The organism is Metabacillus idriensis (assembly GCF_009674765.1).
Classification (GTDB): domain Bacteria; phylum Bacillota; class Bacilli; order Bacillales; family Bacillaceae; genus Bacillus_P; species Bacillus_P idriensis.
In genome coordinates this window covers 793,179-806,090 of sequence record NZ_WKKF01000001.1, presented here as the reverse complement: position 1 = coordinate 806,090, position 12,912 = coordinate 793,179, and the positions used below count along the sequence as shown (strand labels likewise).

General features: G+C 42.1%; 11 protein-coding genes. 1 reads left to right on the top strand and 10 read right to left on the bottom strand.

What is annotated here, in order from left to right; genetic code table 11:
• Nucleotides 1-94 precede the first annotated feature (94 nt).
• The 3 genes from GJU41_RS03990 to GJU41_RS03980 form a co-directional block, all read right to left on the bottom strand.
• Entirely contained in the window at nucleotides 95-1,858 is a 1,764-nt protein-coding gene (locus GJU41_RS03990; RefSeq protein WP_070877001.1) for a glycoside hydrolase family 13 protein, read from the bottom strand.
• Nucleotides 1,859-1,919: 61 nt separating this feature from the next.
• Nucleotides 1,920-2,837, bottom strand: a complete 918-nt coding sequence (locus GJU41_RS03985) for a LacI family DNA-binding transcriptional regulator (RefSeq protein ID WP_170292714.1) — start codon at nucleotides 2,835-2,837, stop codon at nucleotides 1,920-1,922.
• A gap of 160 nt (nucleotides 2,838-2,997) precedes the next feature.
• Entirely contained in the window at nucleotides 2,998-3,870 is an 873-nt protein-coding gene (locus GJU41_RS03980) for a dimethylarginine dimethylaminohydrolase family protein (protein WP_070876925.1), read from the bottom strand.
• 171 nt (nucleotides 3,871-4,041) lie between these two features.
• Here GJU41_RS03980 and GJU41_RS03975 point away from each other — a divergent pair, with 171 nt between their 5' ends.
• Complete coding sequence (locus GJU41_RS03975) at nucleotides 4,042-5,286, top strand: two-component system sensor histidine kinase NtrB (protein WP_224771359.1); 1,245 nt, start codon at nucleotides 4,042-4,044, stop codon at nucleotides 5,284-5,286.
• A 162-nt stretch (nucleotides 5,287-5,448) separates the two neighbouring features.
• Here GJU41_RS03975 and GJU41_RS03970 read toward each other — a convergent pair whose 3' ends face one another.
• From GJU41_RS03970 to GJU41_RS03940, 7 genes are all read right to left on the bottom strand, one after another.
• Nucleotides 5,449-5,868 (bottom strand): hypothetical protein, encoded by a 420-nt coding sequence (locus GJU41_RS03970; protein WP_070876923.1) that lies wholly within the window; start codon nucleotides 5,866-5,868, stop codon nucleotides 5,449-5,451.
• Between the two features lie 601 nt (nucleotides 5,869-6,469).
• Nucleotides 6,470-7,264 (bottom strand): serine hydrolase, encoded by a 795-nt coding sequence (locus GJU41_RS03965; protein WP_070876780.1) that lies wholly within the window; start codon nucleotides 7,262-7,264, stop codon nucleotides 6,470-6,472.
• Nucleotides 7,261-8,271 carry an ABC transporter ATP-binding protein gene (locus tag GJU41_RS03960; RefSeq protein ID WP_070876909.1) on the bottom strand — a complete coding sequence of 337 codons (1,011 nt, stop codon included), beginning with the start codon at nucleotides 8,269-8,271 and terminating at the stop codon, nucleotides 7,261-7,263. Before GJU41_RS03960 ends, GJU41_RS03965 begins: the two co-directional genes overlap by 4 nt.
• Nucleotides 8,268-9,188: a C40 family peptidase gene (locus GJU41_RS03955; RefSeq protein WP_070876781.1), complete on the bottom strand. Its 921-nt coding sequence runs from the start codon at nucleotides 9,186-9,188 to the stop codon at nucleotides 8,268-8,270. Before GJU41_RS03955 ends, GJU41_RS03960 begins: the two co-directional genes overlap by 4 nt.
• On the bottom strand, nucleotides 9,185-10,288 hold the full coding sequence (locus tag GJU41_RS03950; protein WP_070876782.1) for a dipeptide epimerase: 1,104 nt from the start codon (nucleotides 10,286-10,288) through the stop codon (nucleotides 9,185-9,187). The genes GJU41_RS03955 and GJU41_RS03950 overlap by 4 nt, the downstream gene beginning before the upstream one ends.
• Nucleotides 10,289-10,303: 15 nt before the next feature.
• Nucleotides 10,304-11,227, bottom strand: coding sequence for a S66 peptidase family protein (locus GJU41_RS03945; protein ID WP_070876783.1), 924 nt, complete (start codon nucleotides 11,225-11,227; stop codon nucleotides 10,304-10,306).
• A 63-nt stretch (nucleotides 11,228-11,290) separates the two neighbouring features.
• A complete protein-coding gene (locus GJU41_RS03940) occupies nucleotides 11,291-12,907 on the bottom strand; it encodes a peptide ABC transporter substrate-binding protein (protein WP_070876784.1) in 1,617 nt (538 codons plus the stop codon).
• Nucleotides 12,908-12,912: the final 5 nt, after the last annotated feature.

Below are 12,912 nucleotides of genomic sequence, written 5' to 3'. Positions count from 1 at the left end.
CCCCTTTTGGTTGCTTTTTCTATATTATAGCAGTTTCAGGCATTCTTAAAATAGGAAAACCGATTCTCCGTATTGGGGAATCGGCTGGTTGATCTTATTTATATGAGATGATGCTGAGCCCATGAGCTTCCAGTGCAGCCGTTGATGCAGAAATCTCCCGACCTGTTAACAGACATGCTGACTTCTTCATTCCCTTTGGAAGAGAAACCTCAATTGGATGATCTGCCCCGTTTAAGATGAACAGGATCTTTTCATCGTTATACATTTTTTTATACATGACAAATTCATCTTTAATGCCTGCCTCCACAAATTGGATTTTCCCCTTGTTGCCGAATGCCGAATTATTTTTACGAAGATCAATCATCTGAGAAATAAAGTTCAATAAATCGCTGTCCTGTTTCTCTTCATCCCAGATCATGCACTTGCGGCAGCCAGGATCCATCACACCTGTCATGCCGATTTCATCCCCATAATAAATGCATGGTGCGCCCGGGGATGAGAGCAGAAAAGCGAAAAGCTGCTTCACTTTATCTGTATTTTCCCCGCAGACAGTAGCAATACGAGGGGTGTCATGACTTCCCAGCAAGTTAAAGGCAACCTCCGACACTTGCTCAGGATACATAAGAAGCGCTTCCGACGTTCGGTTTATAAATTCTGATGCTGTTACTTTTCCGTGAGCAAAATAGTCGATTGCAACGCTTGTGTATGGGTAATTCATGACCGCATCAAATTGATCGCCCTGCAGCCACGGCATAGCATCATGCCACACTTCTCCCAAAATATAAACCTCAGGATCGATGGCTTTGATTTCTTTACGGAACTCGCGCCAGAAGTCATGCGATACCTCATTTGCTACATCTAGTCTCCATCCGTCAATGCCAAATTCCTTTACCCAGTAGCGTCCAACCTCAAGCAGATATTCCCGCACTTCAGGATTCCCTGTTCTGAGCTTCGGCATATTTTCCGAGAATCCAAACGTTTCATAATGAACCTTGCCGTCTTTTTTCAGAGGAAACTGATCAATGTGGAACCAATCTTTATACTTGGATGCTTCGCCGTTTACGACCACATCCTGAAACGGCGGAAACTCATAGCCGCAATGATTAAATACCGCATCAAGCATGACTTTAATGCCGTTTTCATGACAAACCTTAATTAATCTCTTAAACGTTTCTTTATCCCCAAACTGCGGATCAATTTCCAAATAGTCAATCGTATCGTACTTATGATTCGAAAACGCTTTAAAAATAGGGGTGAAATAGATTCCTGTAATGCCAAGCTTCACAAGGTAATCAATATGTTGAATGACCCCTTCAAAGTCACCTCCAAAGCTGTTCGCTGCTGTTGGCTCTTTACTGCCCCATAGTAAAGCACCATTCGGATTAAGTGCAGCGTCTCCATTTGCAAAGCGTTCCGGGAAAATCTGATACCAGACAGTGTCCTTTACCCATGAAGGTGCAGTGAAGATGTCTTCTTCATTAATATATGGAAATGTAAAATAGTAGCCGTTATGATCCTGCGGTTTTTTATCAAGAAAACCCTGCTCTGTATAAATCAGCGTTTGGTCGCCTGATATCATCTCAAACCCATACTTCAAACGTCTGTGGGGAGGTTTAACAGCAACCGTCCATATATCGTAAAGTTCAGTCTTTCCAAGCAAAGTCATCTCGATATGCTTTTCTGACTTCCATTTCCAGACTCCTTCACTCTCCTGCTCCCAAGTAAACGGATCCCCCCAGATCAAATTCACCTTTTCGGCATCATTTTTCTTTGTCTGCAGACGGATGTGCAGCGTATCTTTATCATATGCGTATGCAAAATTATTTTTTGGACGGTGGTAAACCGCTTCTTTTAACATCATTTTCAATTCCCCCAATTATCGACTTAAACGTTTAAGCAACGGTAGAAAAAAGCAGAAGCTACTCTGCCGGTAAATACGTGTATTTTTCTAAATGCAGACCTCGATTATCTTTAATGAGATCAGATAAAACCTGGAAAGCAATCGTTGCTTTCGAATTTTTAAATAAAACGGTTTTTGCTTCGGCAGGAAGGATCTCCGGACAATTGGATGTACAGATTACGGCATCACCCTCAATGTTCCGGTATTTCGAAACAGTGCCTGCCAAAAATTCGTTGAGAATAATCGCTGATCGATCGCTGTTCATTGCCAAAAAATCAGCAAGGCTTTTTTCATTCTCCATCAGATGAATATTTTCTTCAGCAAGCCCTGATGCCTTTTTAATTTGCTCAGTAAGTCCAGCGTTGTGAAACTTCTCCATAATTAAAACGGCGGATTCTCGTTCCAGCTGGTTTTTTGCAGCTGAAAAAGCTCCCAGATAATCATACATAACCTTGTAAAAAAGTTCATCATCAATTACACTGTCGACGAGCACGAGCGGAACTCCTGTCGGTACCGTTTTTGAAATGCTGTAGAAAAAATCTTCCCGGACATCAATCAAGAAAACGCCATCCAGTTTTCGTTCTGCGATAATCTCCAGATTGGGTTTTTCCACATCAATACTAGAGAGCACAACGTGATAACCCTGTTTTGTCAGCAGCTGCTCAAGCTCAAAAATAAACTCGGCGTGATGCGCTCGTCGCCAAACCCCTTCATGTGCAGAGCGGTTTAAGAGAATTCCGATTAACCCCGTTTTTTGCTTAACAAGTGATCTTGCAGCAAGGTTAGGCACATAATTCAATTTCTTTGCAATCTGCAGCACACGTTCCTTTGTCTCTGCTGGAATTGATTGATTTTCTGCGTTATTTAAGACGTAGCTCACAGTCGCAACCGAAACATTCGCTTCAGCCGCAATATCTTTCATTGTTGCTTTTTTCATTTCTTTCACCATTTCCACTTAATCGTTTAAGTTGAGTATACAGACAATTGCGCTGAATGTCCAGAGTGTTTATTTCATTGTCTTTTATAGTAAATTTACTAACTCTATCTCAGGCAGAAAAAACCGGCTGCTCAAGTAAGCAGGCCGGCTCTACTATCCTTTAGACCGTTCTCAAAATCGGAAGCGTGCAGCATCTAAATGAACCGCCAGATTTGATGATTTCAGTAATATCTACTTCAATAACATCGTATCCTCTGTCTCTGAGCTGCCCATTTACATTTTGATTAACAGGAAGACTGATGATTTTTTTATCGCCGATCGACAGGACATTTGTGCCCATAGTGAATTGCTCAGCTTCCGTTACTTCGATTAAATTGTAGCGTTTTCTAAGCATTTTCAGTTCTTTTTCTTCCAAGGCTTCTGGGAAGACAAGGGCTTCCGTTTCTGAGAGGACATTAAATACGCAGTCGAGATGCAGGTATTTTTCATTGATTGGAACAGGAATAACTTCAAAGGCGGGAACGAGCGACTGCAGTTTTTCGATCGCGTTCATGCACGTTCTGTCACTTACTCCTACGAAAATAGCCGTTCTGTCAATGATGACGTCTCCGCCTTCAATCCGGTGTTCTTTCAGGCATTGCATGGGATAACCCTGTGCGTCAAGCCAGCTGCGGAGCACTTCTTCCTCACCCTGTCTGATGTCCTGGCCCATTTCGGATACAAAAACGGTTTTGCCCAAAGTGAAGCCGATGTCACGGGTGAACACTTGCTCAGGGTACTTCTCGTAAGGAGTGAGCGTGATTACTTCCGCTCCATTTTCTTCTAATGTTTTGACAAACTCCTGATGCTGGCTGACGGCAAGCCGGACGTTAATATTTTCATCGGCATAATGCCGCTGTGTTTCATTTATAACTTCCGTAATTCGCATATAGTTTGGCTGACAGACTAGCACCTTCTTTAATGAATCATATTCACTGAAACAGGCTAATGTCTGATCTGGTTTTCGAATCGTCGTCAAAATAAATTCCCCCATAAAAGATTGCTTTTATGAGATTATTCCCTAAATGGCGTAAATATTAAACTTTTTTGTGACATTATCTTACGCCTATTTATTTTATTCCTCTGTTAGTAATTGTCAAACATGATAAATTGTTATATAGTTTTAAAGGTTGTACTATATATTTCTCATATGAGGCTGGAAACAATGAAAATGGAAAATGAACTAGAAGTATTACGAAAAGAAAATCAGCTTTTAAAAGAACTCATCACACAATGGCCGTCTGCATTTACATATGTAAATCCGGAACTTGAACTTGCGGTCTGTAAAGAAAAGTCAGACACGCCTCCATCTATTCTGAAAATGACCAGCACACAGCTGACGGCTCACACAAATCAGCGCCTCTACCTATCATCATCAGAAAACGAATCATTTCATCATACAGAAGCTTTTTTATCCGACATCTTTGATTTAGTTGCCCATCATGTTGTGTTTATTGATGAAGCGGGCATTGTTACCTTATGCAATCTTCAAGCAGCAAAAGATCACGGAGTCAACCGGGACGAAATCATCGGAAAGCATTTAAGGGAGCTTGTAAACATTCCAGACGAACAGCTACTGACACTTGAAACCGCCCGTACCGGGATTGAATTCGTTGACCGTGAAGTGCTTGATAAAAATTATGGCATCCTGAATACAAGAATCCTTTGGAATACCGATGGTTCCATCAAACGGGTCATCGGGACCTTCTACTTTTTAAATGCCATAAAAGAAGCCGAAAAACAGGCGATTGCCGGAAGAATAGCGGCTGGAATTGCCCATGAAATCAGAAATCCTTTAACGACAGTAAGAGGATTTCTGCAAGTGCTTCAAGCGTCAGCAGATGCTGAAACGAAAAACTTGTTTCAAACAATTTTAATTCCTGAAATCGACCGGGCAAATAAAATCATTTCCGATTTCCTGAGCATCGCAAAACCTGCAGAAATCCGGTCTGAGCATTTCGAAGTAAAAGAGTTTCTGATGAATCATTTAGGAAGAATTTTAGAAAGCGAATCCCTGCTTTACTCCATTGAGTTTCATATTAAAATCGATCCCTCTGCAGAAGGAACTTACATCCTTGGAAATAAGGATGAACTGCTGCAGGTCTTTTTGAATCTGTTTCAAAATTCGTTTCAGGCGAAAAATACAGATCCGCTGAGAATACACATCATCTGCATGCGCCAGGAAAATCGGCTGCAGATCAGCTTTTCTGATAACGGACGGGGCATCATCCCATCCGCTCTAAATCATATTTTTGATCCTTTCTTCTCCACTAAAGACAGCGGAACAGGACTCGGTCTCTCTGTTTCGAAAAAAATTGTGGAGAACCATAAAGGTACAATGACAGCAAACAGTGATGAAAACGGGACCATTTTTTATCTTGATTTCCCTGTTCGAGAAAATCGGATTTAAAACGCTGCACACTAAAAGCTCAGAGTTTTATGCTCTGAGCTTTCTCTTTATAAAAATTTTATGACTAGTTCATGATTGAACCTTCCGCTGCAATCCACTTATTTTTTAAACATTTAGTCTAAAAGCAACAAAGTTTGCGAAAAGAGCCTTTTAATTAGATCATCATCTCTTAATCAGCATTTTATCTAATTCACGCACTTTGTCATATGACTCTAAAAGGTGTTCAGGCACCATTGTTCTCCCATATTCCCATGCATTGTTTTCTATTACAGCCATAAGTTCCTCTTTTTCTTCGTCTCCCCCATAGATCAGAGTTCTTAAATCATGTTTGTTTTTCTTAAAACTTAAATAATAGCCAATTTCATGATAAATAAGAATTTTAACAAAGTTTTCATCCGATTCTTTAATTCTCACTTTCCCTCTATATCCGTTAATTTGAAGATAATTAAATTTAATTGTATTTGTCGATACGTTATAACTCATATGTGCTGGCAGCTGGTTATCAAATTCGTAATTTATATCTAAACGGTGTTCTTCTAATACATCTTTAATGATTTTTTCGATATTCCATATATATAACATCTTATCTCTCCCTATCTTTCAGGAATTTTCATCTGCCCTCTATTATTTCATAAATTAGAGCTGAAATGAATCATGCTTATTAGAGAAATGCCCTGTGCATAAGAACATTAAACGATTCTTTTAATAGATTCTTTCTCATCAGCTAAATACCTTCTTAAATTATCTGGTTAAAAAAGCTCCCTAGTACTTTCTCAATAAAAAAAGAGGCTGGGACGTAACGCTTATCTCCTGAATTAAAGCCGAACATTGAATAGTGCGAAAACCATTAAAAAAAAGGGCTATTTTCGCATAAATTGTTGTTTTTCATGATAAATAATGTCCGTTCCTTGCAGCGAGAGGAACTTGCTTTCCGCGGGGAGCATGGGAGCCTCCTCGGCGTTGCCTGTGGGGTCTCCCAATTTGCTCTATTTCCCGCAGGAGTCAAGTTCCTTCCGCTGCAATCCACTTAAGGTTTCTAACATTTAGTACTGCAGCAACAATATTTATGAAAAGAGCCAAAGAAAAAATCCGAACTAAAACGAAATTCAAGTTGGAATTTCACATAATAGTTCGGATTTTTCTTTGGCTGAAAACCTTTTGTACCAGCCTCTTTTTTTCTGCGTTAACTGAACTGATTATCTATTAATAGCTCATCATAAATGAACTTGCCAATTTCACTGATTGTTCTTCTGCCCGCTTCCTTATTTTGAAGCTGATCAATCAGAACGGCGGCATAAGCCGTCCGATCACCAAACCGAATGATGGCACAATCATGCTCAATACCTGGCAGCTCACCGGTTTTGTTGCCTGCGTATACCTTTTCCTTATCCATATGAAAGGGAAGCTTGTCTGTGAATTGCTGCTTTTGCAGGATGTCTTCTATTTGTTTTCTGCTTACTTCCGGGAGAAAGCCGTACTCGCCGATTGCTTTCAAACATTTCAGCATGTCATCAGCAGTCGTCCAGTTATTCAGGCCGTTTTTGATTGCTTCCAAATCCATCATATCCCGGTTCAGCTCAGTGCTTGTAAGATTCAGATCCTTCATACAGGCGTTGATCGCCGGTCTGCCAGCTTTATGGATCATATAGTTAGTGGCCGCATTATCGGACACGATGATCATTAATGAAAGCAAATCTGATACAGTTAAGACGGCATCATCTGAGAAAGACTGCAGGACACCTGCTCCGCCTGTTTTTTCAATGTCACACATTTTCACTTTTTCATCAAAAGAAAGAATGCCACGCTCTTTTTGTTGAAAAGCTGTCAGCAGAATTGGCAATTTAATCAGACTCGCTGATGAAAAGATCCCGTTGCTGTTCCGTTCGATGATTCTTCCATCAAGATCGAGTGCGAGTCCAATTCTTCCTGGACACCTTTCCATCACTTCCTGCAGTTTCAGCTCTAAGTTTCCCGTCATTTCGTCGCTGCAATTTGAGAAAAATCCTGATCGCCCATGATGCTCTTGTCATATAAATGACAGGCAACGAAATGATTTTCATCTACTTCCTGCCACACTGGCTTTTTAGAAGCACAGGCTTCCATCGCGTAGGCACAGCGTGTTCTGAATACACAGCCGCTCGGGGGATTCATCGGGCTCGGCAGCTCACCCTGAAGAATAATGCGTTCCCGCTTGTCCTCTATATCTGGATCTGGAATCGGAATTGCAGTCAGCAGAGCCTGTGTGTATGGATGGAGCGGTTTTTTGTACAGCTCGCTGCTTGCGGTCTGCTCAACAAGGTGGCCCAGATACATGACCCCGATGCGGTCGCTGATTTGTTTGACCATGGACAGGTCATGCGCGATAAAGAGGTAGGTTAGTCCTTTTTCCTTTTGCAGACGTTTCATTAGATTGACAACTTGAGCCTGGACCGATACATCGAGTGCTGAAATCGGCTCATCGGCTATAATGAATTCCGGATCAAGGGCAAGGGCTCGTGCAATGCCGATCCGCTGTCTTTGGCCGCCGCTGAATTCGTGCGGGTAACGGTTGGCATGATCACGGTTTAAGCCTACATCTTCAAGGAGCTGATGCACTTTTTCCGTACGGCCCTGTTTATTCTTGTACATGCCGTGAACTTCCATCGGTTCAGAAATGATTTCAAGGACAGTTGACCGCGGATTTAATGAGGCATATGGATCCTGAAAAATCATCTGCATCTGCCGGTAGTAGGCAAATTTGTCTTTTCCTTTTAATTCATGGATGTTTTTGCCGTTGAATAGGACATCTCCTTCTGTCTGATCGTATAAGCCGAGAATCGTCCTGCCGGCAGTCGATTTTCCACATCCTGATTCCCCGACGATGCCGAATGTTTCACCCTTTTTCACCGTGAATGAAATGCCGTCTACTGCTTTTAGTGTTGACCCTTTACCAAGATGAAAATGTTTCTTTAAATTTCGTACTTCAAGCAAATTCTCCACTGTTATCCCTCCGTCTTTAGCCAATAGCGTCTAGCTGCACATAATTCCTTTTCATAAATGGTTCCGGCCATGTCCAGAATCTCAATTGATTTCCCGGTGTTCGGAGAATGAAGCAGCTTGCCGTCTCCATAATAAATGCCCACGTGATGAAGGCTTCCCTTTCCTTCTTCGTATGCAAAAAACAATAAATCGCCAGGCTCCATCGAGTCCAGTTCCACTTTTTCACCTGAAGCAGCCTGATCATGAGCATCCCTTGGAATGATGTATCCATTTGCTTTGCACATTGTGTAGCTAAAACCGGAGCAATCAAAGCCAAAGCTGCTCATTCCGCCCCAAAGATAAGGAAGGCCGATGAATCTTTCGCCATCAGCAACGATATCCCCGCCGCTTCCTTTAGGCACACTATCAAACCCATCAAAGATGGAAACATCCGCTGCCTTCAGTTTCCCTTTTCCATCTGGAGTTTCAACTTCAATCCATTCTGTTCCTTCTATTAATACAGGCAAAACAGTTTGAAAACTCAATGCAAATTGAGGAGTTTCATCTTCAGCATAAAGCATCGCTTTTTTGCTTTGAACGACTGCAATCGGCCCTTCCAAAGATTCTGCATTCTCTTCGATTTGACAAAGCGGCATCCATCCCGGATATCCTCTTTCATCCTTTGAAGAGGACTGAGCTGGAATAATCACATGTGCATAGCCGTCCTGTTCGTCCATGATCCATACTTCTTCCCCAAGCAAAGCCTGTGTCTGAATTCGGTTTTCTCTGCAAAGAGCAAGGCTTGTTTCATAAGTCAGTCCTCCAAGCCATGAGTCAATATCAACAGGATTCACAACGGCGTTTTTATCCAGCTCCCGTGCGGAATCCTTTGCCGTCCAAACGGTTGCAACGGATACCGCAACTCTGCCTTTTCGTATCGTCATTTTGCCAAAACCTCCCCATCGTTTAGAAGAACATCTGAAATTCCCAGTCCATTTCCTTCTGAAAATGTCATTTTTCTGCCGCTATACCGGACTCCACCCTCTACAATTTCTTTCGCAAGCATAAGCGGGGCATCAAAATCAAAACGTGTAATGTTCTTTTTGGCTGCTGCAAAGTGCGCGGCGGCGGTAATGCCGATTCGCGTTTCAATCATGCTTCCGACCATGCATTCCACTCCGCAGATTTCAGCAAGCTGATTGATGATGGAAGCTTGATAGATGCCCCCTGCTTTCATTAATTTGATATTAATCAAATCTGCACTTCTCGTTTTCAGCACATCAAACGCCTGCTTTGGAGTAAACACGCTTTCATCTGCCATAATCGGCGTTTCTACGGAATCTGTCACTAGTTTTAACCCCTCAATGTCATAAGCTTTAACCGGCTGCTCCACTAATTCAATGTTCAAGCCCAGGTCTTCCATTTTGCCGATGACATTGGCAGCTTCTTTCGGCTTCCATCCTTGATTGGCATCGAGCCGGATTTTAATATCCGGACCGACCCGGCTTCTGATTTCCCGGATTCGGTCAATATCCAGTGTGCTGTCGCCAAGCCCCACTTTAACCTTTAATACATTAAACCCTTGCTGGATGTAGGAAACCGCATCTTCTCCCATTTCGCGCACGTCATTCACACTGACGGTAAAATCCGTTTCCATCTCATCTTTATATCCGCCTAAATATTGATAAAGCGGAAGTCTGCTATGTTTGGCAAGACAATCATAAAGGGCCATATCCACCGCAGCTTTTGCACTTGAATTGCGGGTTAAAATCGTTTGTATTCCCTGGAAAATAACTTCGTAGTTCAATAGATTTTTTCCGATTAAAAACGGCTTCAGCACTTGATGAATACTGGCTTCTATACTCGATAGACTATCACCGGTTATTACGAGTGTAGGCGGCGCTTCACCCCAGCCATAGATTCCGCTTTCGCACGTCACCTTTATGATAACGGATTCTGCCGTTACAACTGTCCGGAGAGCCGTTTTAAAAGGCTTTGTCAAAGGGACAGCTGTCCGAAATGTTTCGATCTTTTCAATTTTCATAGAAATTCACCCTTTTTATAGAATTCCGCTTTCAATCCCAACCGTTTTCTCATATGTATTCATTTCTGCATGTGTACCAAGCGGAATAGAGATATTAGGACTGCAGTGTCCGATTTTAAATCCTTTTAGTGCCGGTTTGTTTGCGAGTTTGATGTAATGAGCCAGCACTTCATCAAGCGAAATCGACTTTTTCCGTTTTTGAGGAACACAGTTATGAAAATCAGCAACCAGAATACCTGCTGCATCCGTTAATTTCCCTGCCATATAAAGCTGATTCAGCATACGGTCGACTGCATATGGCTCTTCATCAATGTCTTCAATTAAAAGCAGATTCCCTTTTGTATCAATCTCAAAATCTGTACCGACCGAGCTTGTGATTAATGATAGATTCCCGCCAACAAGCTCACCGCTTGCATTACCTTCAATCATCGCTTCAAGGGGCGAAAGTGATTCGTCATAAGTAAGCATTCTGTTCTCAAATAGCTGTTGAAAATACTGTTTTGTTAATGGAAGAACACCAGCTTCTTCTCCAAAATCAGAGCTGAGCATGGGACCGTGAAACGTAATAAGACCGGTCTTCTGTCTGATGGCTGTATGCAAAAATGTGATATCGCTGTAGCCCCAGAAAATTTTCGGGTTCTTTTCAATAAGATCATAGTCTAATAGCGAGGCCATGCGGGCTGTTCCAAATCCGCCGCACGCGCAAATGATTGCTTTCACTTCTTGATCCTGAAACATGGTATGAACATCTTCTGCTCTTTCTTCATCTGTCCCTGCAAGATATCCGTATTCGCGTTCAATATGTTTTCCGAGTTTGAATTTCAAGCCTGTTTCTTCTAAAAAAGAAAGAGAGCGCTTCAGGTTCTCTTTATTTGGGGGACTTGCCGGGGAAATGATGCCGATTGTGTCGCCTTTTTTTAACGCCTGAGGTTTTATCATTCTAGTAGTCTCCTTTATATAGAAAAGGGATGTTCAAACAGCTGAACACCCCTTTTGCATGGCTTACTTTTTATCTGCCCATTTTAATTCTAAATATCCGACAGGGTGACGGACGATGCCTGATAGATCTTCATTTTGCAAGTAAACCTGATTGTAGAAATGGATCGGAATAATCGGTGCTTCTTCAAATAAAATCTTTTCTGCTTTGTACAGCATCTCAAAGCGTTTTGCTTCGTCAGATTCATTTTTAGAGTCTTTGATCAATTGATCATACTCAGCATTTGTCCAGCCTGTGCGGTTCATGCTGTGTCCTGTTTGGAAGTTCTCAAGGAAGTTCACAGGATCAGCATAGTCTGCTAAGAAAGAACTGCGGGACAATTGGAATTTCAACGCCTTCTGATCGGTAGCGAACACGTTCGCTTCCAGGTTAGCAAGCTTCACATTCACGCCTAAATTTTCTTTGAACATTTGCTGAAGCGCTTCTGCAATTTTCTTGTGCGTATCATCTGTGCTGTAAGTCAATGTTACTTCAGGAAGCTTGTCATAGCCTTCTTCTTTCATGCCCTTTTCAAGCAATGCTTTAGCTTCAGCAGCATCTGTTTTCACAAGGTCGCCGCTTGCCTCGCGGAAGTCTTTGCCTGATGGATCTTTAAAGCCGGGTGAAACGAAGCCATATGCAGCTGTTTCCTGATTTTTTGTTACAAAATCAACGATTTGCTTTTGGTCAACAGCCATTGCGAATGCTTTGCGGATGTTGACATTCTGGAACGGTTCAAGCGTTACGTTCATGCGGTAGAAGTAATCTCCAGCCTGCTCCTCAACATTTGCTTTTCCTTCTTCAAAAAGTGATTCTGCCAAGTCAGCCGGTACATCAGATGTATCCAGTTCGCCTGTTTGGTAAAGCTGGTATTCTGTATTTGTATCTTCTACGATTGCCCAATGAACGCCATCAAGCTTCACGTTTTTTGCATCCCAGTACTGATCGTTTTTCTTCATCATAAATTCTTTGTCATGCTCCCATGACTCTAATGAGAAAGGTCCGTTTCCGACAAACGTGTCAGCTTCTGCAAACCAGTCTGGTGTTTCTGTCGCAACTTTTTCATTTACCGGGAAAAATGCCGGGTTTGCAATCACACTCAAGAAGTATGCTTGAGGGCTGATTAACGTAACCTCAAATGTTTTTTTGTCAACAGCTTTCACTTTGACATCATCTGCAGAGCCAGTTCCGCTGTTGTAAGCTTCTCCGCCCTCAATGAAGTATCCTAAAAATGCTGCCCCTGATCCTGTTTCAGGATCTAAAAGACGTTTCCATGCAAATACGAAATCATCAGCTGTTAAATCATCGCCGTTTGACCATTTTGCATTTTCGCGAATGTGGAACGTGTACGTTTTGCCATCTTTTGATACGTCCCATTTCTCAGCCGTTGCTGCTTCAGGCTCATGATCTTTCCCTAGACGAGTAAGACCTTCCATTAAATTGTTCAGCGCATTCCATGAAACAGCGTCAAATCCGATAACCGGATCAAACGAAGTTGGTTCAGCCCCGTTGTTCAGGTGCAAAATTTTCTCTTTCTCTTTTTCGTCTTTTCCTGTGTCTTTTCCTGCACTCTCATTTGCTGTACATGCTGCAAGCACGAATACAAGCAAGGCAGTCAGGAACATCGCCATCCACTTTTTCATCATTC